20 protein-coding genes are annotated in these 20,156 nt (G+C 38.4%); 5 read left to right on the top strand and 15 right to left on the bottom strand.

The window, feature by feature from the left end:
* Window positions 1-3: 3 nt before the first annotated feature.
* The 7 genes from ACNJYY_RS03800 to ACNJYY_RS03830 form a co-directional block, all read right to left on the bottom strand.
* Window positions 4-1,125, bottom strand: coding sequence for a Ger(x)C family spore germination protein (locus ACNJYY_RS03800; RefSeq protein WP_416730617.1), 1,122 nt, complete (start codon window positions 1,123-1,125; stop codon window positions 4-6).
* Window positions 1,115-2,596, bottom strand: a complete 1,482-nt coding sequence (locus ACNJYY_RS03805; RefSeq protein WP_416730618.1) for a spore germination protein — start codon at window positions 2,594-2,596, stop codon at window positions 1,115-1,117. The genes ACNJYY_RS03800 and ACNJYY_RS03805 overlap by 11 nt, the downstream gene beginning before the upstream one ends.
* 10 nt (window positions 2,597-2,606) lie before the next feature.
* On the bottom strand, window positions 2,607-3,671 hold the full coding sequence (locus ACNJYY_RS03810) for a GerAB/ArcD/ProY family transporter (RefSeq protein ID WP_416730619.1): 1,065 nt from the start codon (window positions 3,669-3,671) through the stop codon (window positions 2,607-2,609).
* A gap of 176 nt (window positions 3,672-3,847) precedes the next feature.
* Window positions 3,848-4,132, bottom strand: coding sequence for a hypothetical protein (locus tag ACNJYY_RS03815; protein WP_416730620.1), 285 nt, complete (start codon window positions 4,130-4,132; stop codon window positions 3,848-3,850).
* 70 nt (window positions 4,133-4,202) lie between these two features.
* Entirely contained in the window at window positions 4,203-4,781 is a 579-nt protein-coding gene (locus ACNJYY_RS03820) for a 5' nucleotidase, NT5C type (RefSeq protein ID WP_416730621.1), read from the bottom strand.
* A gap of 13 nt (window positions 4,782-4,794) precedes the next feature.
* Window positions 4,795-5,883 carry a bifunctional diaminohydroxyphosphoribosylaminopyrimidine deaminase/5-amino-6-(5-phosphoribosylamino)uracil reductase RibD gene (ribD, locus tag ACNJYY_RS03825; RefSeq protein WP_416730622.1) on the bottom strand — a complete coding sequence of 363 codons (1,089 nt, stop codon included), beginning with the start codon at window positions 5,881-5,883 and terminating at the stop codon, window positions 4,795-4,797.
* Window positions 5,876-6,631 (bottom strand): GTP cyclohydrolase II, encoded by a 756-nt coding sequence (locus tag ACNJYY_RS03830; protein ID WP_416730623.1) that lies wholly within the window; start codon window positions 6,629-6,631, stop codon window positions 5,876-5,878. Before ACNJYY_RS03830 ends, ribD begins: the two co-directional genes overlap by 8 nt.
* A 417-nt stretch (window positions 6,632-7,048) precedes the next feature.
* Between ACNJYY_RS03830 and ACNJYY_RS03835 the strand changes: the two genes are divergently transcribed.
* Window positions 7,049-7,567, top strand: a complete 519-nt coding sequence (locus tag ACNJYY_RS03835) for a DinB family protein (RefSeq protein WP_416730624.1) — start codon at window positions 7,049-7,051, stop codon at window positions 7,565-7,567.
* 66 nt (window positions 7,568-7,633) lie between these two features.
* On the opposite strand, the gene ACNJYY_RS03840 is transcribed toward ACNJYY_RS03835, so the two are convergent.
* Both ACNJYY_RS03840 and ACNJYY_RS03845 read right to left on the bottom strand, forming a co-directional pair.
* Window positions 7,634-9,094: a flavin monoamine oxidase family protein gene (locus tag ACNJYY_RS03840; protein WP_416730625.1), complete on the bottom strand. Its 1,461-nt coding sequence runs from the start codon at window positions 9,092-9,094 to the stop codon at window positions 7,634-7,636.
* A gap of 117 nt (window positions 9,095-9,211) precedes the next feature.
* Entirely contained in the window at window positions 9,212-9,568 is a 357-nt protein-coding gene (locus ACNJYY_RS03845; RefSeq protein WP_066391295.1) for a winged helix-turn-helix transcriptional regulator, read from the bottom strand.
* A gap of 155 nt (window positions 9,569-9,723) precedes the next feature.
* Between ACNJYY_RS03845 and ACNJYY_RS03850 the strand changes: the two genes are divergently transcribed.
* Window positions 9,724-10,932 (top strand): MFS transporter, encoded by a 1,209-nt coding sequence (locus ACNJYY_RS03850; RefSeq protein ID WP_416730626.1) that lies wholly within the window; start codon window positions 9,724-9,726, stop codon window positions 10,930-10,932.
* A 40-nt stretch (window positions 10,933-10,972) separates the two neighbouring features.
* Here ACNJYY_RS03850 and ACNJYY_RS03855 read toward each other — a convergent pair whose 3' ends face one another.
* The 6 genes from ACNJYY_RS03855 to ACNJYY_RS03880 form a co-directional block, all read right to left on the bottom strand.
* Complete coding sequence (locus tag ACNJYY_RS03855) at window positions 10,973-12,064, bottom strand: GerAB/ArcD/ProY family transporter (protein WP_416730627.1); 1,092 nt, start codon at window positions 12,062-12,064, stop codon at window positions 10,973-10,975.
* Window positions 12,065-12,078: 14 nt separating this feature from the next.
* Window positions 12,079-12,309, bottom strand: coding sequence for a hypothetical protein (locus ACNJYY_RS03860; protein ID WP_416730628.1), 231 nt, complete (start codon window positions 12,307-12,309; stop codon window positions 12,079-12,081).
* 17 nt (window positions 12,310-12,326) lie between these two features.
* Window positions 12,327-13,469, bottom strand: a complete 1,143-nt coding sequence (locus tag ACNJYY_RS03865) for a Ger(x)C family spore germination protein (protein ID WP_416730629.1) — start codon at window positions 13,467-13,469, stop codon at window positions 12,327-12,329.
* Between the two features lie 30 nt (window positions 13,470-13,499).
* Window positions 13,500-14,981: a spore germination protein gene (locus ACNJYY_RS03870; RefSeq protein ID WP_416730630.1), complete on the bottom strand. Its 1,482-nt coding sequence runs from the start codon at window positions 14,979-14,981 to the stop codon at window positions 13,500-13,502.
* 234 nt (window positions 14,982-15,215) lie between these two features.
* On the bottom strand, window positions 15,216-16,001 hold the full coding sequence (locus tag ACNJYY_RS03875; RefSeq protein WP_416730631.1) for a polymer-forming cytoskeletal protein: 786 nt from the start codon (window positions 15,999-16,001) through the stop codon (window positions 15,216-15,218).
* A gap of 20 nt (window positions 16,002-16,021) precedes the next feature.
* Window positions 16,022-16,642, bottom strand: coding sequence for a YhbD family protein (locus tag ACNJYY_RS03880; RefSeq protein WP_416730632.1), 621 nt, complete (start codon window positions 16,640-16,642; stop codon window positions 16,022-16,024).
* A 122-nt stretch (window positions 16,643-16,764) separates the two neighbouring features.
* On the opposite strand from ACNJYY_RS03880, the gene ACNJYY_RS03885 reads away from it, so the two are divergent.
* From ACNJYY_RS03885 to ACNJYY_RS03895, 3 genes are all read left to right on the top strand, one after another.
* A complete protein-coding gene (locus tag ACNJYY_RS03885) occupies window positions 16,765-17,493 on the top strand; it encodes a TIGR02206 family membrane protein (protein WP_416730633.1) in 729 nt (242 codons plus the stop codon).
* Between the two features lie 85 nt (window positions 17,494-17,578).
* Window positions 17,579-18,655 (top strand): hypothetical protein, encoded by a 1,077-nt coding sequence (locus ACNJYY_RS03890; protein ID WP_416730634.1) that lies wholly within the window; start codon window positions 17,579-17,581, stop codon window positions 18,653-18,655.
* Window positions 18,656-18,758: 103 nt separating this feature from the next.
* Window positions 18,759-20,126 carry a TrkH family potassium uptake protein gene (locus ACNJYY_RS03895; protein ID WP_416730635.1) on the top strand — a complete coding sequence of 456 codons (1,368 nt, stop codon included), beginning with the start codon at window positions 18,759-18,761 and terminating at the stop codon, window positions 20,124-20,126.
* The last annotated feature ends 30 nt before the right edge of the window (window positions 20,127-20,156 follow it).

The following is a 20,156-nucleotide window of genomic DNA, read 5'->3' on the forward strand; positions in this document are numbered from 1 at the left end:
AGTTTATTTTTTATACTTTTGACTGCCTGAATGAACGATACGAACGGACACTTTTACTGAATCTAAAGAGTCACTTTGAAGTGCATACTTTTTAACGAGTGAGGGAGATCTTCGATAAGTAGAACGAGTTAAATTGTAAAGATCGCTATCGATGGAAAGACCATGAGCATATGTTTCTTTAATCTCTTTCTTAATCTTTTTTGCGAGCTGCTTCTCTAGTTCTTGCTTTGGGTCCACATTTAAATTCTCATCAATAGTTGCTTTTGCCTTAACCTCTAAGGTGTATTTTAGTTCATTTTCAACTGGTTTTTTCAGGCGTACTTTGTATCCTTTTACTTCTAACTCAACTACCGTATTTCCTAGAGGGATTTCCATCTTATTCTCTTTCTTTCGTTTCGTTACCCATTCTAACCCGAGTAACTCTGTATGAGTAAGCTTACCTTTTGGCTTCATCTTCTGTACGACAAATCCTCCGCTAATGTTTGGGAAATGGGGGCTGTCCTCATCTTCATTCCACTTACCCTTAGTCATTTTGATGTTAGGAATAATGGCTGACCCAAAAGGCTCGTTTCCATCTCTAAAGAGCATTTGCATACTTATTGGATTTACAGAATGGTTTCGAACCAGCATGTTTTCTGGATGAAACATGACTTTATAAAGAGGTGCTTGTTTAAATGGCGCTTTTGTAATCAATACATCATCAAGATCTTCTGATGTACCATATATCCAAGATGTTTGTCTAATAAGTGGATCATGACCTAGGTGAGAAATGACTACATTCAGTTTCTCGTTGATTACTCTTTCACTTAACAGAATGAACTGTACATGACCGTAATAAAGAGGGTATTGAGAGGTTTTCTCTAATTTTCTAAAAGCCATCGTAATACTTTCACCTTCTTCTTTCCCCACCAATACAGGCTGCTCACCACTCTGACCACCGCCGCCTTCTTGTTTTGCAATAGAAGAGAAAACAGCAGATTCTGTATAGACAATAAATTTACCATCTTTATAGTCAATCCCTAGCCCCTCTATATAAAGCTGGTCTCCAATTCCTGTTGCGCCCCAACATCCTGTAAGTAGAAAAGTCATAATCGAAAGTACAATCAAAATCTTCCTATTTTTCATTGTCATCACCTTGACGGGTTATGTCTTTTGGAAACATTGATGCTGAACGTTTTTTGTTGAGTGGGAACGGCGCTTTTAATATCGTTTTGAATGTATCTGCTGCGTTCGGTGTTGCAAATGAAGCCAAGTATGGATAATCAAAGGAACGGAGAGAACTCAGCATTAAAAACAAACTTAACATTGCTATAAAAAAACCAAATAGACCGAACATGCCACACATGATCAAAGTGAAAATCCTTAAGTATAGCAGATTGCCGCTTAGTGACTGGTTTACAAAGGTATAGCTTGCGATCATTGTAATCGCAACGATTACGAGTGTTGTTGGAGAGGTAAGACCCGCGCGAATAGCAGCGTCTCCTACGATTAATCCACCTAAAACGGCGACGGTCTGACCTACGGCTCTTGGTAATCTTGCTCCGGCTTCTTTAAAAAGTTCAAATAAGGTGACCATAATAAACATTTCTAAAGGTAAAGAGAGTGGAAGTCCGGTTCGAGAAAGTGTCAATGTAGCGAGCAACGGGTAAGGAAGCTGATCTTGATGAAATGTGGTTAAAGCCACCCATAGTCCTGGTAAAGTTATCGTGGTAAATAGACCCGTAAAACGTAATAATCTTTCGAACGAAACCATATAAAAACTGGCATGAGCATCTTCTGGTGATTTTAAAGTAATCCCAAGGGAAGCTGGACCGATTAAAACAGTAGGGGAGCCATCCACAATAATAATAAATCTTCCTTGGATAAGGGATTGAACAGCTAGGTCTGGTCTTCCTGTGTTATGAAGCAAGGGTAAGAGAGAGAACATGCTATCAGATAATTCTTCCTCTAGTTCACTGCTTGAAACTAGGGCATCGATATCAATCTTTGAAATCCTTTGCTCAACACGTTTAAGCAGATCAGGATCAATGATATCGTTTATATAGAGTAAGGAAACAGACGTTTGAGTTCTTCTCCCAATAGTAAAGGATTTACTGTGCAAGGAAGATGTTTTAAGGCGTTTGCGAATGAGCGCAAAATTCGTTTCTAAGTCTTCAATAAATCCATCTCGTGCACCTCTGATCGAAATTTCAGTATTGGATTCTTCTGGGGAGCGATTAGGTGTTTTTGAAAGATTTACAGAGAAGAGCATTTTTGTGCTGGCGATCATGATAAGCACGTGACCTGAAAAAATAGCATGCTCGATTTTTTGTTTGTTTTCAGTATCAATCATCATCTCGTGAACTACATATCGTATGCCTAGTGTGTTACGATCCAGTGGTTCATTACGGCTCAGCACACTTTCTAAATAGGGAAGCAGGCTTTCTTCGAGTAGATAGATATCTGTTACACCTTTACAGAACATGACGATGGGCGATGTATCTATTGATTCATTACATATGTCTTTTTTCACGATGATATCGTTGTTCTCACTAAACCAAGATAAAACTTCATCTGTTTTTGAAGAATCTTTTTCTCTTTTGTTTAAAAACTTCATGATGGACTCCTCATTTCTTCAGCAATACGACAATACAGATTATGGAGATCAAGGGCAAGATGATAAATAGCTGTACAGGAAAAAAGTAATCATATAAAAAGTTAAAGATCGTAATGTTTGATACCGGTGCGAGTGCATATGCAACTGCAAATCCATACATGGCTCCAATAATCCAAATCTTGTGTTTTTTTGTTTCAAACAGCTTCCAAACTAATAGCATGAGCAAGCTTATTCGAATGAAAGCCCCTGATATCCATTGAAATATAGACAAAAAATCCATACGAGTAATTTCTTTGGAGATGGTTAAAAGTTTCCACTGTTCAAATGCAGGATAACGCAGATTATTCGCTTCATAAGGACCAAATTCAGCGATGGCTGCCATCGTTGGCCCGAGCATCAAACCCATAAGGACAAAGGCGACAAGAAAGATATGACGCCACTTTAATTGCTTTTTTGTTGAATGAATAAGGAACAAGAGCGTGCTTAATTCGGTTAACCCCGATAGAACATAAGTCCCGCCTTTCACTATGGGAGTCCAACCATGTTCAGCTATCGGAAGAAGCATCGAATAGTCTTTATGTTGAAGATTTCCAACAGCAATAAAAATGCCTAACGTTGCGACCAACGGTAAAAGGAGCATAGACACAATCCCTAGTTCTTGAAGCCCTTTAAACGTGCCAAAGAAACAAAGAACTCCCAATAGGAGGGCGAGTACGGCTAAAGGCGTATTGGCTAAATAATTTGTTTTTGTCCAAGTGATTGTGTCTCGAAATGTTATGATTGCATTCATATAGAAGTAAAGAATAAAAATAACGGTAAGGAGATAAAAGGGGATAGGCCCGAGCTTCGCTTTTACGTATGATGTAAACTTTTGATTGCCTAACTTTTTTAAAACAGATCCAATAAGTAATATAAATAATAGATAAGGAACAATGGATACGAGGATACTGACCCAAGCGTCTCTTCCAGAAGCTGAAAGAATAACAGGTATAATCAGCACATGGTTCACAAGACCGGAAGAAAGGATAAGCAGAAAGTAGATATGTATGGGTGCTACACCAGGTTGTATTCTCATGTTTTTCCCACCTCCTCAAATATGAGTTAGTATTCTAAAATCAGTTAAGGTTTATGCGTACTCAAAATCTTTCCAAAGAAGAGGTTTTCAAAAAGGTTGCGAATTCTCACATAAGACGAAAAGAAGGGAAGTCCTTGGACAAAAAAAGAGGCAAGCCTTAATAGGCCAGACCTCTTTTAATCGATTTTTGATTTTATGTATTGAATATAACCTTCACGATGCCCGGGTTTGTCTATCACTTTCCGAACATAATAGGGATCTTTCAATAGACCATTCTTTTTGTCGAGCTCGATCCATTCTGCTAATTCAGAATTGCTGATGAGAATGTTGTACCAATCTTGTTTGTCTAGCTCTTCCCAAAGTGAACGAATATCAGGTTCTTTTATTTTCAGAATGTGTTTTTGAAAGATTTCTATAAGAAAACCTGCTGTCAATAAACAGAGCAATAGAAATAGCAGCATAGCGGTAAAACCTCCATTTTGTCTAACATATCAAATTTAAGCCAAAAAAAATAGACGCAGCGGCTGCGTACTATTCTTTATCGCTATGTTTTTCAATGATCTCTTTTAATTCAGACCAATTCGTAAGACGGGGCATGTCCAGATCTTTGTTATAATTCTGATGTCTAACATAAAGCTGAACAGGTTCTTCTGTTAGCGTATTTAAGACATTAGGCTTATCATCAAAGTAAAAGTCCAGCTTCAAATCTTTAATCGTATAGATTTTTTCCTCATCTTTCATTCCACAGAAGAAACGCCCTTCTTGAACAGGGAATCCAGCATTCTCGACCCATTTCTTAGTTTCTTCACAATGTTCAGCCGGTCTTGCTGTGATGTAGAAAATTTCATGCCCCTCTTTATGAAGTTCTTGCAAGATTTCAATGGCATCAGGATAAGCAGGACAATCTGTAAAATAAATCTCTTCCATAGAATCGAGCCACATCTGATTGCCTTCCTGTTTTGAGAGACCGAACGGTTCGTGAATCTCCAGAGTTTCAATCGTGTCAAAAACGTCAATCGGTACATCTTGTTTTAATTTTTTATTGTAGATATGAAAAGCATGTTGGCGAAGATTAATCAATGTATCATCAATGTCAAAACCAAATCTCATTTATATATACCTCTTATTCGTATTTTGGATAACTTGTGAACTTATAATCAGGTCCGATTTGAGTAACTGTAAGATTTTGCAGCTGTATGGCATCAGACATCTTTTCGATCCCAGTCCCACCAAAAAAGGAAGGTGAATGCTGGCCGCCGATCAGTTTAGGTGCGATGTAGAAAACCGCTTTATCAACAAGTTTGTTTTCTAGAAATGCCGCGTTAATCGTACCTCCACCTTCGATTAAAAGGGAAGAGATCAGATTACTTCCTAGCGTTTTTAATACTTCATACGGATCCACTCGTGAACCACCAGCTATAAATACTTTTACGCCATGAGCTTCGAGTTGAAGCTTTTTTTCCTTGTCATATTTTTCTGAAGTGAATACCCAAGTTTCAGCTTGATTGTCTCTTACAACTTTAGATTCTAAAGGGATCTTAAGTGTCGAGTCCATAATCACTCGAAGTGGATTACGTCCGTTTGGAATTCTAGTCGTTAATTCCGGGTCATCATGGATAACCGTATTCACGCCAACAAGTATAGCTCGATTTTCATTTCTCATTTTATGAACATCTTCACGTGCTTCTGGTGATGTGATCCATTTGCTGCTGTTCGCATGGCTTGCAATCTTTCCATCAAGCGTGATGCCTGATTTCAACGTTACGAAAGGAATCTTCTGGACGATGAACTTGTTGAACACTTCATTCATACGCTCTGATTTCTCTTGAAGTATGCCAGTTTCAACTTCTATCCCGGCATCTTTTAAGATTTGTACGCCTGTTCCGGACACGAGTGGGTTCGGATCTAATGCAGCGATGACTACTTTTTTAATTCCAGCTTCTACGATCGCTACAGCACAAGGTCCCGTTCTACCGTGGTGAGAGCAGGGTTCAAGTGTAACATAGATCGTACCGCCTTTCGCTTTTTCTCCAGCCATACGAATGGCATGGATTTCAGCGTGTGGCTCACCAGCTTTAAGGTGGGTGCCAACCCCAACGATCTCATTGTGATTGACGATCACAGACCCCACTAGAGGGTTGGGGTCTGTTTGACCTTTCATCGCTTGTGCATTATTTAAGGCGAGCTGCATGTAGAATTCGTGACTACTCATTCGTGAATACTCCTTCATCTAAGTGACCAGATCGATTAATCTTTGTTTGCAGATACTTCTCATTGTATTCAGAAACATCACCCCAGATCGGAGCTCGTGCTGTAACAGAGAGACCCGCCTGATGAAGTGCTTCTAATTTTTTAGGGTTGTTAGTAATGAGTGTAACGGGCTTTGAACGAAGTGCTTTTAATACTTCAATAGCGTCTTCGTAATTTCTGGAATCATCTACAAATCCTAAGCTTTCGTTCGCCTCTACGGTATCTTGTCCACTTTCCTGAAGAAGGTAAGCCATTGCCTTACTAAATAGACCAATACCACGGCCCTCATGGTTTGCTAAATAAAAGAGTGCACCTGTTCCATGTTCGACGATCATTTTCATCGATTGCTTTAGTTGGTATCCGCAGTCACATCGTTTGCTGCCAAAAATGTCGCCTGTGTGACAGATGGAGTGCATACGAATTAGTGCCTCATCATTGTACGCAAAATCACCATAAACTAAGACGCTGGACTGTTGATATTCAGCCAGGTTGGCAGAAGATAGCTTGTCGATCACTTCTTCAAAGTTTTCGGTCTGCTCACAGCCTTCTAACCAGCAGTACCAGTTGAATACAACGGTTTCTCCATAAAGATTAACAGGCAGACGAATGGGACCAACTAAATAAATCGCACCTTCGTCTTTTTTTATAAGTTGTATTTTATCTTCAAGTATGGAAAGAACTTTTTGTTTTAAGTTTTTACTTTGTAACATACTTATACCCCTTTTTATAGTTCATACGTATTTTGTCGGTTATTTCGGTGAATATGTTTATTTTATACCAGATAATTCGATTGAAAGTAGTGTTTTGCTCTCAATGGAAAAAAAAAGCATCGACACCATCAAATAAAGGATCAATCCTTGTGTGTTCATCATAAATTTCATGAAAGAGAGAATTTCGGTTTTATCTATAATACATCGATTGTATAAACTTTTTATATGGTATGAAAAAAGTATAAAAAAGCATGTATGTTAGACTATTTCTCTATAATTTCAATAGTGGTTAAGAGTGACCATAAAGTTTTTAAAGGAATAGGTCTTCCTTCATAAAAGAGATTAAAACCTTGTTTTAAGGTAGCATTAGTAGAAGAATATCATTATACCTTATACATAAGAGAGGAATGAATTCATATGGAGAAGATATCAGGGGAAGAGTACGCAGAGTATTATCAAACTTATGTAAGCTTAGTACCCGAAGGGGATATCATTCAAGTATTAACAGATCAAATGAAAGAAACAGTTGGAATCCTTAGCAAGTTAGATGATGAGCAGCTTTCCTACCGATACGCAACAGGGAAGTGGAGCGTAAAAGAAGTGGTTGGTCATATAACCGATACGGAGAGAATCATGAGCTATCGTTTATTATCAATCGCACGAGGGGAAACAAGCTCACTTCCTGGATATGATGAAAATGCTTATGTAGAGGAAGCTGGCTTTGATGATATTCCGGTAAGAGATTTAATAGAACATTTTGTATCAGTACGCTTGGCGACAATCCAGCTTATTAAGAGTTTGAGCAAAAAGGCTTTAGAAAGGAAAGGAACGGCAAATGGTCATCCGGTTAGCACTCGTGCCCTAATGATGATTATAGCAGGTCACGAAATGCACCATCGTAACATCATCGTAGAGAGATACTTATCAAAAAATTAAACATTTGTTTAAAAAGCGAGCCGATTTCACATGAAATCAGCTCGTTTTTGTGTACATATTGATGGGCTAAATGGTGTTCATCTCTACCGCAGCCCTTATCCCTGACTCCACCGCTCCTTCAACCCAGCCATGTTTAAGTGTAGTATGCTCACCGGCAAAATGCAGTCTTCCTTCCGGAGCTTTGATCGCTTCAAATAACTCTAATTCTTGGTATGGCTTAAACATGGTAAAGCATCCACCTGCATTTGGATCGGTCGACCAATCATGGCTAAACCCCGTAACAAAATGTTGATAAATATGTTCGCCGTGAAACTGTGCGATATATTTTAATGTTTCTTTAATTTTCATTTCATTCGATGAGCATCTCCATGGAAACGTATCATCTTCCCACGTATAACTACCGATCACAACACCTGATGGGATGTCTTGTCGGATACGACTCGGATAATGGGTGAAGCGTGTGGCTTGATCAGTGACGGTTTTTCCCCCAGAAAGGCCATTTTTTTCCCAAAAACGGTGTTTAAATTCAATTCCAATCTTAATCGATGGTACATAATGTAGTTCTCGAATCGCTTTTCTTTTTAAATAGGAGAGAGAACTGTATGGTTCGAAGTCTACAAAATTAAGAACGGAGTAAGGCAGGGTAATTAATACTTTGTCTGCTTCAAATGAAAAACGATGAAGTGTTTGAGGACTCTCTGTATACAGTTTAACGGTAGATTCTGTTTGCACAAGCCTAGTTAACTTCTGACCAAAATAAATATGATGCCGAAGTTCTTGAAGAAAAGCACGAGGCAGCTGATCGTAACCACCTGTTACTTCAAAATATTTGAGGGGAGGCTTTTTGAAAATGATTAAGATATCTCGAAGCATCTCTAAAAGTGAGAGCTCGGGAAGACCTTCTAGTGATAAAAGCACTTTAATCATATCAATGGCTCCAGCAGATAAGGATCTTCCGTAAGGGTTGTTACGCAAATAGTTATCAAGAGAGTAATGTTGAAAGTTTTGAATGATGATCGGCCAGTTTTTATCAGGATCACGATCAATGAAGTCTGCAATCGGCTGAACGGCATAAGCAATCAGCTCTTCAGCCGTTTTTCCTCTTTCAATTTCTAAGACCGGAAATCCTAAACGATCGGGACTCTTCTCATAAGCGGCATAAGTAGTACGAATGCCATTCACCCAAAGCAGGTCATGAGGGTTGCTGTTTACGAACTCATTGATCTCTAGATTGAATTTCTTGATATACGCTAAAACAAGTTTATGCATCTCCGGAATTCGCATCGCTCCGGCTTCAAAATAGTTACCGTGTGTAAAAGGTGCTCTTACTGTATAGATACGCCCACCTACTCGATGAGTAGATTCTAATAGGATAACTTCGTGTCCAGCATTCTTTAATAAGGTTGCTGCGACGAGCCCTGCCATCCCTGCTCCAACGACAACGATCTTCTGTGGAGAGTTCGTCATAGGTAAACCGTTCGCTATAACATTTAGCATTGCCTCAACTGTTAAACGGTTCCTATTCATTACAAGTCCCCCTATGTGAACGTTTATTTGTTCTAACAATGTATTAAAAAATCCTGAAGAATATTATTTTGTAGTTGAAACTAAAAATGACAGCCACGGTGGCTGCCATTTTTATATTTACACGAGTTCTTCTGTTTGAACCAAGACGTCGTCTTTATTCGGATAAGTTTTCTCGATATGCTGCTCACCCCATGCACAGAGTGAATCTAAAATCCCTTTTAACGACCAACCATAATCGGTTAGAGAATATTCAACACGTGGAGGAACCTGATTGTACACTTCCCGCAGGATTACTCCGTCATCTTCTAGTTCTCGAAGCTGTTGAGTGAGCATCTTTTGTGTGATTCCTGGCATTAATCGCTTTAACTCACCGGTTCTTCGTTTATCTTTTATCAGATGACAGAGTATGACGACTTTCCACTTTCCGCCGATCACTTCAAGTGCAGCTTCAACAGGTATATTGTATTTTTTCATCCATAATCACCTCTATCGCTTAATTGTTACTAAAAAGTGCCTACATTACTTTAAAGTGCGTACTTACTTTTAGTTTGTGTATCTTTCATAATAGCATTAAGTCATCCGAATGACTAGTTCATTCACCAACTAAAAATCAATGGAGGGATTAATAGATGAATTCAACAGCCGTTCAAACGGAAAACGCGTCGAAGTCAAAAGGTGGCTTTCCGGCGTTATTAGCATTAGCCATTTCGGCATTTGGTATTGGTACAACTGAGTTTGTACCTGTAGGACTCTTATCTTCATTAGCATCAGATCTTAACATTTCGATTACGCTAGCAGGATTACTCATATCTGGATATGCGATGGGTGTCGCATTCGGCGCACCGGTTCTTACAGCGTTAACGAATAAAATGAACAGAAAGACGCTGTTGCTTCTTTTAATGGTCGTCTTTATCGCAGGTAACATGGTTGCAGCAATATCTACAAGTTTTACGCTGCTATTGATCGCGCGGTTCATTACAGCATTTTCTCATGGTGTTTTCTTTTCAATAGGAGCTACAATCGCTGCGGATCTCGTACCTGAACATAAACGTGCAAGTGCGATCGCATTCATGTTTACAGGTCTTACTGTCGCAACAGTAACAGGGGTTCCACTTGGAACATTTATCGGACAAACTTTCGGATGGAGAGCTACGTTTTGGGCAGTTGCTCTACTAGGAGTTGTTGCGATCATCGCTAGTGCCATATTAGTTCCGAAAAATTTAAAAGAAGCACCACCGTCAAGTTTGAAAGATCAATTTAAGATTATTAAAAACGGTCGTTTGCTATTAGCTTTTGCAATTACTGCTCTTGGTTATGGCGGAACGTTTGTAGCGTTTACGTATTTAGCACCGATCTTAGAAGATGTCACAGGATATGCTCCAAAATCTGTTAGCTGGATATTGTTAGGCTACGGGATTGCTGTTGCGATCGGAAATACGGTAGGAGGTAAAGCAGCCGATAAAAATCCGACCAAAGCTTTGTTTTGGATGTTCGTTGTTCAAGCCGTAATATTAGTGATCTTAACATTTACTGCACCTTTTAAAATTGCGGGTACGGCCACTATCTTCTTATTAGGACTTTTAGCTTTCATGAACGTTCCGGGTCTACAAGTTTATGTTGTGAAACTGGCTGAAAGATATGTACCATCTGCGGTAAATGTTGCGTCAGCCATTAATATTGCCGCATTTAATCTAGGTATCGCGATTGGAGCATCGGTTGGAGGATTGATCGTTGACTCGATCGGTATCATCCATACACCTTGGATTGGCGGAGTTATGGTATTTGGTGCGGTTCTCTTAACGGCGTGGAGCGCATCTCTTGAAAAAAGAACAGTGTAAAGTTGAAAAGAAGGCTGCCATTTTGGTTTGCCTTCTTTTTTTAAGCTGTTTTTTTACCCTTCACCTTAGCGATTATAACTACAAGTAAAAGGGGTAAGAACCCAAAGAAAAACGTTACAGAGGTCTGCAAGAAGGATCCAGATTCACCTAGTTCAATTTCGTTTTTGTACATCGTAAGAGAGAGTAAGAGCACAACGGCTGAGATAATATAAATAAAATGCGTAGCTTTTACTTTAAATAACGTGGAGAGTGATTGATCAAGTATATACACCAATAGTGAGATCTTCATGTATGTTCCTAGAATTAGTGCAATGCCAAAGATCGCTTCTACACGTTCAACAATCTCTCCAATGCTGATTAGCTGTGCCAGGACATGAAGCGGGAATTTCTTTAGAAATACTAAAGGTCCAAGGCCCATTAATGAACAGAGAATGGTTAAAGTGAGTACGATTCCATTAATGAACAAACCTAGATAAAGCCATTTATTGATGGACTGCCCGGGTTTTTGCTTTACCAGATATATAATCATAGCAAAGAATAGTACATCCATGTAAGGAAATCCAAAACCGACATAAACACCATGTAAGATCGGCTTAAAGCCTTGGGGAGCTAAAGGAAGCAGGTTGGTGATCTCATACGTGTTGTAGGGCAGAATTAACATGATGATAAAGATGAATAAAAGAATGTACATCAATAGGTGAAACATGCGGCCCATTACTTCTATTCCAGCTTTTGCAGTTAGGCTGGAAGTAATTAAGATGAGCAGATGAAAGATGAAGAGCGGCGTTTCTCTCATCATCGATGTCGTAAAATATTGCCCCATTCCATATACAATGTTTGCTGTGATGTACAACATCACTAAGAATAACGGAATGATGATTATGTATGCCATCACGTTTCCGAGTGTTAGGCGAACTTGGTTCACATAACTTTGATCAGGATATTCGTTGTAAAGAGTTAATACGAGAAATAAGATGACAAAACCAACTAAGTTAGCAAGGAACATAGCTATCCAAGCACTGTTTTGAGCAGCAGCTAACATAGGGCCTTGGATATTGATAAGGGCCGAACCCGTCATATACACTTGAAATAAGACTGCCATCTGCCAATAACTAATTTTTCCTGTGTGCATAAAGGTACTCCTTATTATTTTACTTGCAGCCATGTGGTGATTGCTTCAGCAATAGGACCAACGAATATTTGAAATACCTCATCTAAGTTAGGAAGGTTCCGTCCCGAAAGATAAGAGTAGAGCATATATCCTGCAGGAATCGAAATCATTAAATAGATTTTCTTTGACTTTTTATCTTGTTTTAATGTTTGATAGTCGAAGTATAATAATACGACTAGGCTACCTATAATGAGTTTTTCAATCATAGTGATTCCTCATCATTCTATTTTTTGTGAAAAGGTTTGCTTATATCAGTTCCTGTGTTTAGGATGTTAGCCTCTGATTTAACATGAAATACGGCATCTTTGTAATAGGGTATCTTTTCTTTTTTTATTTTTTTCCATTCTTTTGGATTCTTGCGATAGATCTGGTTTCCTAACCCGATAATATCTAGATTCTTTTTTTGAGATTCCTTTAATAATGCCATCAGGTTACTGTTCACTTGATTTTCTAATTTTGTATGAAGAACTTCTAGTTGTTGTTTTGTTTCAATGTTCGAACATTCTAATTCCCCTATGCTGGCTTGTAGCTTTGGTTTAAGGGTGTAATGTATGACATGATTTTTGATCTCAAAAGATGTATTTGTATGAGATTCTGTAATCTCGAATGACTCTTGAAGTTTACTTCCTTTGCATGTGATACCGATAATTCCAAACTGGAAGTTATTAAGGGCAAGCATAAGTGACTTCGTTTCTTTGTTCGTAATAATCGTCTTCAGCTTTCCTCTATGAAAGATAGATAGTCCATCTACATAGATGCTGTTTACTTTGTCCTTTTCCTTTCTAAGATATGGAGCATACGCTGTATCCACCTCACTGTGAAGCTGTTTTCCAATCGTAAATAAATTGGCAGGATACGTCTTAGCGCTGAACTTACTTCCGGTTTTTGTTACCTCGTTTAACTGTTCACTTACCGTGTTTTCTACATGAGGCTTTTCTTTGATATAGTCAGCGGCAGATCCCTCTGTAACCGCAACTCCTGTTAACAGTCTTGGTTCATGATCTCGGTAGAAAAAGTCTAGAACGGACCCAAGGTATTGTTTTCTTGCCACATTCTCACTAATAACGATAAAACGAACATGACCCCAGTTGGCTTTTCTACCTAAATGGATGGTTACATCTCTTATAGCCTCAAAAACTGACTTTGCTTCTGTTTCAAGATTGAAATAAGATTCACCTCCACCTCCAGCTGAAGCAATCTTAGGGGCTGGCTTATAAAATTGAGTGGTAAGCTTAATTCTTCCATCTTTTTTTTGGTCGATCGCAAGAGATTGAACAAAAACATATTCAGTAAGCTCGGCATGATCCCAGCATCCTGATAAAAAAAGGAGTGAGGAGGCAACGATGTATTTGATTAGCTTCTGCATGTAAACTCCACCCTTTATAAGATAATGGCTCTAAACACCTTTTCCAGTATTTCTGTGCTTCAATAATTTTTTCAACGACAAACGGAAGAATCCGTCTTTAAGTAGTGACGTACTGTTAAGTGTGAACGTACCAAGATATGGTTCCTTCAGTACGTGTAGTTTGGACAGGTGCAGGAAAATAAGAATAAATCCTAAGAATAAACCGAAGCCTCCCATAATTGCCGCAAGAAACATTAAGGGTATTCGCAATAAACGTGCAGCGAATCCGAAATCATAATACGGAATAGAAAAGGAAGCGATGCCCGTTAATCCAATAACAACGATCATGATCGGTGAGGCGAGACCAGCGTTAATAGAAGCTTCTCCGATGATCAACGCTCCAACGATACTTACGGTAGACCCAATGGGTTTTGGCAGCCGGACACCTGCTTCTTGTAAGAGTTCGAAAAAAAATAGCATGATCAAAGCTTCAATAATAGCAGGAAAGGGTATCCCTTCTCGTGTATCCAAGAGAGCGATTAATAGTACGGTCGGTATTAATTCAGAATGAAAAGTAGTCAAAGCGATATAAATGCTAGGTAAAGCCAAGCTTAAAATAAAGCCAACAAATCGTACCATCCTGATGATCGACGAAAAAACAGATCGTTGATAATAGTCTGAAGCGGATTGGAAAAATTCATTAAAGAGGCCAGGACATATGACGATCGTCCCTGTTCCTTCCATCAAAATAATAATCTTACCTTCTAACAGCGAAGCTGAGGCAACATCAGGTCTTTCGGTAAATCGATATTGAGGAAAGGGAGTGACAGACGACTCTTCAATCAATTCAGCAATATAAGAAGTTTCTAGAATTTCTTCGTTTTTAATCTTGTTGATTCTCGATTCAAACTCTTCTAGCATCTCTTTTTTTACGGTTCCATCTAAATAGCCGTAAACAAATTTTGTGTTGGACTTGCTATCTGTCTGTTTGAAAATAAATTTAAGATCGGGTGTCTTTAACCTTGAACGAATCAAGCCAAGGTTCTTTTGCAGGTTTTCGATCGTTCCTTCTCGAGGTCCTACAACGACTACCTCGTTCTGTGGTTCTGCAACACTTCTCTTCTCTACTGAAGAAGCATCAAAGCTCAGAGCTAAATCCCATTTGTCAAAAAGCAAAACAATATGACCATTTACGATGTTGGCATTTAATTCATTGTAGTTTTTTAGTAGCATTACGGGCCTTGATGAGACGCCTTTATTCTCAAAAAACACCTTTATCTGTTGAACAGAAACAGCAAGTGAGAGGGCTGCTTCAAAATCAGGCATATCCTTAAGAACCTGGTGCAACAAGTTCGACTTTTCTTCTTGAACAAGAGAATCACAGTGTACAACAAGAGCTTCTTGTTTATAATCTGAACCAAATTGAAAGTGTCTGATCTTAATATCATCACAATTTTTATAGAGGTTACGCATATATTCGTCATTTGCTTGAAGATCTTTATTTATAGGAACTTCTACTTTTGTTGTCTCCATGATTGTTAACACCTGCCTCATCCTTTAATGTTTGATGAAGGATAAGAATCTATACATTATTTACCATGAAAGTCATGAAGGGTGGTTGAAAGCTGTAGATTTCCGTTTCAGGTGCTTCGCTTTCCGCACTTTCGCTCTGTCGCATAAGGGGGCTCGCAAATAGAGTATTGTAACAACCAAAACAAAAAAGCTACCGCAAAATCGGGTAGCTTTTCAAAGTACGAATCCTTATGATTAAATTTTTTCCTGTGTTCCCACTTTAGCATCTGGAGCAATCTCTAGGCTTGTTTTATATTCAATCCTTTTTATATCACAGCCGGGTCCGATTTCTATCGTGTTTCCTCGAACTACTTCGGCATGTGTGTGTTCAAGGTATAAGTTGTCTCCTTCGATCACCTCTGCCGTTAATTGGTCATTGTGGTTACTCATAAAAAACTTGATTAGTTTCTTAAAGCCAGATGCATCGCGAGTCTTTTTAACCGTAATGTTCTCGCCACCTATTTCTTTTGCTTCACAATGACGAAGAAGTTCCACGTCGATCGTGCCTGCATTTAGGAGGCCATCAATTTTAAAATTGCCGCGAGCTTCAAAAGATTCAGTCTCACAATCTCCTTTTATTTTCACTTGCCCTTTTACATCTATCTCGTCACTCGAAACATTTCCATCTATAGAGGCAGATCCACGTACGATAAGCTCTTTACCTTTAACATTTCCCTTAATCGTAGAAGAGCCTTGAACCTTTAATTCATCACATAGAAGATTGCCGTCGATATCGGTACTGCCGTTAATCGTCATTTCCTTCACTTCTACATCGCCTTCAAAATGTGTGGAACCATTGATCTTAGCGGTATCTGTCCTTATGTTTCCTTCGAGATGAGCGCTTCCGTTGCATTTGAACTGTTCACAAATAAGGTCACCGTGTATATGTGCAGATCCGTTAACCTTTACTTGATCATACTCGCCACCAGATGAAGTCCCTGATCCAGAAATGCTAATGTTTTTTAACTGAGTTCGTTCCATTGTTATTCCTCCTCCAAGTATTAAGAAAGCGTTAATTTTAGTTCTTCAATGCACTGACTTAATTTGTAGTGAGCGATTTTTTTGGCTTGAGTCTCTAACAAAAGATTGGCTGGCTCAGGTGTAAGAATAAAAAAGGAAACCCCCATCTTTCTGATAAAGAGCAATTCACTTTCATTGCTCTTAAGCGTCTGAGCCTGTTCGTGAAAGAGCTTCAGCAGGTCTATGCATTCCGCTCGGTTTACATCGCCTGTTTGCAACAAGGAATTCAATACATATAGCGTTAATAACTGATCAAAAGAGAAAGATAGATTAGGCCCATGAAAATTGTTGAACATGTCTATCGCTGTTTGTGAAACAATGTTACGTTCGGTAAGTTCTTCTGCTGATAATGATGTAAGTGTGGGAGAAGGGGAGAACATATCAGCAAGTTCATCGAGTGATAGATCATCTTTTAAGGTTTTTATCTTTTCAATGCGCAGCAAAATATCATCTTTAGGAAAGAATGTTTCTTGCCCTGTAAAGGTGGATTTTCGAATGAACCAGTTCTCTGGAATCAAATTTTTTCTTTTCCATCTGTATAGTTGGCCATATGAGATATTCGCTTCTTCTAACAGATCTTTTTTCGAGATTAGTTTTTCCATGATTAACCTCCTTGTTTTCAATGTAACATAACACTGTTACGCTGTGCAACAATTTTTAAAATGATACAAAGGAAAGTGCTGAAAGACTTTTGAATAATAATAAGTAAAAGGTGGAGGGGTTAATGGAGAATTGGTTTAGTGCAGGAACTTCTGGTTTTAGGATGTTTCAGTGGGAGCATGTTTCATTATTAGTTTTTATTTTCTTTGTGAGTATAAGCATGTATGGTTACCGTATTGTGATTAGGAAGATGCACATATGGAAGAAGATCTTGATCACAGGACTTATCGTCTCTGAAAGCACATATCACATATGGGCCATTCATAATGATTTATGGGACCTTCATATTTTCCTTCCTTTGCAGCTATGCAGTTTCAATATTCTGCTATGCGTGTTGTTGCTCTTAACGGATAATCGGAGACTTTTTGCTTTTGTTTATCTTTTTGGACTAACAGGTGCAGTACAAGGATTATTGACACCAGAACTGTTTCAAGAACCTTGGCATTTTCGTTTCATTCAATACTTTCTGGCGCATGCATTTATTGTTTGGACAGCTCTATACTATGCGATTATAAAGTCTTATACCATTAGCTGGAAGCTTCTTTTTCAATCCTTTTTATGGCTGAACGTGTATGCGGTACTTGTATACGTTGTAGATGTAGCGATTGATGCGAATTATATGTTTTTGCTAGAGAAACCATCGAGTGCTTCTCTTATGGATTTCTTAGGACCTTATCCGTGGTATATCCTATCATTAGAACTAGTCGCTATCTGTTTATGTCTGCTTGTTTTTGTTCCGGTCAAAGAAAAACGAATCCACTCCAAAAAGGGCCATCCGCCGTTAAAGGCATAGGTCCTTTTTGTACCTTTTGTGACAAATCCATGCAAAAGAAGAATATGATGGAAATTATTGTATAATGGAATAGAGGAGGGATTTTATGATTAAAACCATGAACAAGCCGATCAGGTGGATACCTTATCTATTTCTTAGCTTATTGGTCATTGGCAGCAATGTAATTCTTTATCAGACAACTTATTTCCAACCAATACCTACTTCTGTGCTCATTGGCTCCATGTTTGATTTTCTTCTTGTTATTCCTCTACTTACCTATTACTTTATTATTCGTAAAAGATTCTCATGGAAGCTGACACTTCTTGTCGCATTAGTGAGTTATGCTATCGCTTCATTTATCATTCCAGATGACCTGCTGAAATCTGTATCAATAATTCCTAAAGCTCTTCTTCTTTTAGAAGCGGGTTTTATCTCCATTGAGCTTTATTTATTGTTTATTGTGTTCAGAAAATTTCCTAAGGTAAAGAAGACATATCGTGAGTTAAATAGAGAACTACCGTTTTTATTAAAAATCAAACAAGCTGTTAACGTCCATTTCCCACGAAGTCGTTTGATGGATACTCTCATTAGTGAAGTTACGATGTTCTATTATGCACTCTTTTCCTGGCGCAAAGGACCTGTAATGAGTGAACAAACATTTACTTATCATAAGAATACGAGTTATGTAGCACTACAACTCATGCTGATTCACGCGCTGATCATCGAATCAGTCGGTCTTCATTATTTCTTCAGCCAGTGGAACCATACAGTCTCTCTGATTTTACTATTTTTAAACATCTATTCTATTCTTTTTTTAATCGGCCAGATGCAAGCCGTAAAAAAAGTCCCTCTGATTGTTACGGAGCAATCGTTGATATTGAATATAGGATTTATTAAAAGCCTTGATCTGCCGTTTAAATACATCCAAGAATGGAAAACGTATGAAGGACCAGATGAGTTGAGTTCAGCTGAAATGAAGTATACGTTTGAAGCGCGAGTGAGTGATTTTATTCCGGAAAAGCCAAATATTGAGTTGTTGTTGAAAAAACCTGTAAGGTCAGATATCATATACGGATTTAAAAAGAACGTGACAAGGGTAGTTATTAAAGTAGACGATCCAGCTGAATTAATGAGGCTTATTGAAAAGAAAATGGCTGATGAAGAATGTAACTTAGAAGATTAACAGTCTTTTTTTATCAAATGTTCAATTTCACCTTGTTAAATGGAAATGCTATTGTTAAGATTTCAGAAGGTTACAGAAAAATCCTTTCGACAGGTGAAAATATATGTTTAAAAATACAGCAACTTCACAACACAAAAAATCATTTCTAACCTCTGTTCAACTTATTGTAATCTTCTATTTATTGTCCGTACTAGTAGCAACTATTCTGTTAAGCTTACCAGTCGGGCATAACGAGGGAGTAGAGTTAAAATTTATCGATGCTCTGTTTACAGCGGTGAGTGCAGTTAGTGTAACAGGGCTAACTTCTGTTAATATCTCAGAAACGTTTAATCATGTTGGAGTCGTCCTTCTTGCCATCATCGTGCAGATTGGTGGGATTGGCGTTATGACACTCGGTACAGCCATTTGGCTTTTAATCGGTAAGCGTATTGGCATGAGAGAGCGTCAATTGATTATGACGGATCAGAATCAATCTACACTTGCTGGGCTTGTCCAGCTGATGAAGCAAATACTAACACTCATTATTGGAATTGAAATCGTAGGAACCATATTGTTCTTTTTCTTGTTTCAGTCCTATTATGATACACAAATAGAAGTGCTCTATCACGCATTCTTTGCAGCAGTTACAGCAACGACGAATGCAGGTTTTGATATAACTGGAAGCTCACTAATTCCGTTTCGTCATGATTATCTCGTTCAGATCGTTACTATGTTTTTGATTACATCCGGTGCTATCGGATTTCCCGTATTAGTAGAGATCAATAACTTTATTAAAGAGCGTAAGTATTTAGAGCGCTATACGTTCACTCTTTTTACAAAGGTTACTACAACTACATTTGCTATTTTAGTTATAACAGGTGCGATTGGTTTTTATATACTTGAGATGAACGCTTTCTTTGAAGGAAAGTCTTGGCACGAGTCTTTCTTTTATTCGATGTTTCAGTCTGTAACGACTCGAAGTGGCGGTTTATCTACGATGGATATCTCACAACTAACAGTGCCGACCATGCTTTTCTTATCGATCATGATGTTTATTGGTGCTTCACCTAGCTCTGTTGGTGGAGGGATAAGAACGACTACGTTTGCGGTAGCTCTTTTAGCGATTCTCTTTTATGCAAAAGGGAGAAACACGATTAAGATCTTCAAGCGAGAGATCTATCCAGAAGACATTCAAAAATCATTTATCGTTATTATTGTAGCAATGGTGCTCTGTACGACATCTACAATCATCTTAGCGATTACTGACCCTATGCCGATCGAATACCTATTCTTCGAGGTATGTTCGGCTTTCGGAACGACAGGGCTTTCCACTGGAATTACAGGTCAGTTGAGCTCAACCGGTAAAGTGATCTTAATGCTTCTGATGTTTATCGGAAGAATTGGCGTATTGTCATTCTTGTTCATTATTCGAGGAAAAGTGGTTACAGAGCATATTCATTATCCGAAAGAAAAATTAATAATTGGTCAATAAAAGTGATCACGTTTGAATTCAGTTCGATGT

It is taken from the genome of Fictibacillus tiangongensis, assembly GCF_048083785.1.
Taxonomy (GTDB): Bacteria; Bacillota; Bacilli; order Bacillales; family Fictibacillaceae; genus Fictibacillus.

Excerpts from the sequence above, each read along its gene's own strand:
- ACNJYY_RS03800 (WP_416730617.1), bottom strand. The coding sequence starts at position 1,125 with ATGAAAAATAGGAAGATTTTGATTGTACTTTCGATTATGACTTTTCTA.
- ACNJYY_RS03805 (WP_416730618.1), bottom strand. The coding sequence starts at position 2,596 with ATGAAGTTTTTAAACAAAAGAGAAAAAGATTCTTCAAAAACAGATGAA.
- ACNJYY_RS03810 (WP_416730619.1), bottom strand. The coding sequence starts at position 3,671 with ATGAGAATACAACCTGGTGTAGCACCCATACATATCTACTTTCTGCTT.
- ACNJYY_RS03815 (WP_416730620.1), bottom strand. The coding sequence starts at position 4,132 with ATGCTGCTATTTCTATTGCTCTGTTTATTGACAGCAGGTTTTCTTATA.
- ACNJYY_RS03820 (WP_416730621.1), bottom strand. The coding sequence starts at position 4,781 with ATGAGATTTGGTTTTGACATTGATGATACATTGATTAATCTTCGCCAA.
- ribD (WP_416730622.1), bottom strand. The coding sequence starts at position 5,883 with ATGAGTAGTCACGAATTCTACATGCAGCTCGCCTTAAATAATGCACAA.
- ACNJYY_RS03830 (WP_416730623.1), bottom strand. The coding sequence starts at position 6,631 with ATGTTACAAAGTAAAAACTTAAAACAAAAAGTTCTTTCCATACTTGAA.
- ACNJYY_RS03835 (WP_416730624.1), top strand. The coding sequence starts at position 7,049 with ATGGAGAAGATATCAGGGGAAGAGTACGCAGAGTATTATCAAACTTAT.
- ACNJYY_RS03840 (WP_416730625.1), bottom strand. The coding sequence starts at position 9,094 with ATGAATAGGAACCGTTTAACAGTTGAGGCAATGCTAAATGTTATAGCG.
- ACNJYY_RS03845 (WP_066391295.1), bottom strand. The coding sequence starts at position 9,568 with ATGAAAAAATACAATATACCTGTTGAAGCTGCACTTGAAGTGATCGGC.
- ACNJYY_RS03850 (WP_416730626.1), top strand. The coding sequence starts at position 9,724 with ATGAATTCAACAGCCGTTCAAACGGAAAACGCGTCGAAGTCAAAAGGT.
- ACNJYY_RS03855 (WP_416730627.1), bottom strand. The coding sequence starts at position 12,064 with ATGCACACAGGAAAAATTAGTTATTGGCAGATGGCAGTCTTATTTCAA.
- ACNJYY_RS03860 (WP_416730628.1), bottom strand. The coding sequence starts at position 12,309 with ATGATTGAAAAACTCATTATAGGTAGCCTAGTCGTATTATTATACTTC.
- ACNJYY_RS03865 (WP_416730629.1), bottom strand. The coding sequence starts at position 13,469 with ATGCAGAAGCTAATCAAATACATCGTTGCCTCCTCACTCCTTTTTTTA.
- ACNJYY_RS03870 (WP_416730630.1), bottom strand. The coding sequence starts at position 14,981 with ATGGAGACAACAAAAGTAGAAGTTCCTATAAATAAAGATCTTCAAGCA.
- ACNJYY_RS03875 (WP_416730631.1), bottom strand. The coding sequence starts at position 16,001 with ATGGAACGAACTCAGTTAAAAAACATTAGCATTTCTGGATCAGGGACT.
- ACNJYY_RS03880 (WP_416730632.1), bottom strand. The coding sequence starts at position 16,642 with ATGGAAAAACTAATCTCGAAAAAAGATCTGTTAGAAGAAGCGAATATC.
- ACNJYY_RS03885 (WP_416730633.1), top strand. The coding sequence starts at position 16,765 with ATGGAGAATTGGTTTAGTGCAGGAACTTCTGGTTTTAGGATGTTTCAG.
- ACNJYY_RS03890 (WP_416730634.1), top strand. The coding sequence starts at position 17,579 with ATGATTAAAACCATGAACAAGCCGATCAGGTGGATACCTTATCTATTT.
- ACNJYY_RS03895 (WP_416730635.1), top strand. The coding sequence starts at position 18,759 with ATGTTTAAAAATACAGCAACTTCACAACACAAAAAATCATTTCTAACC.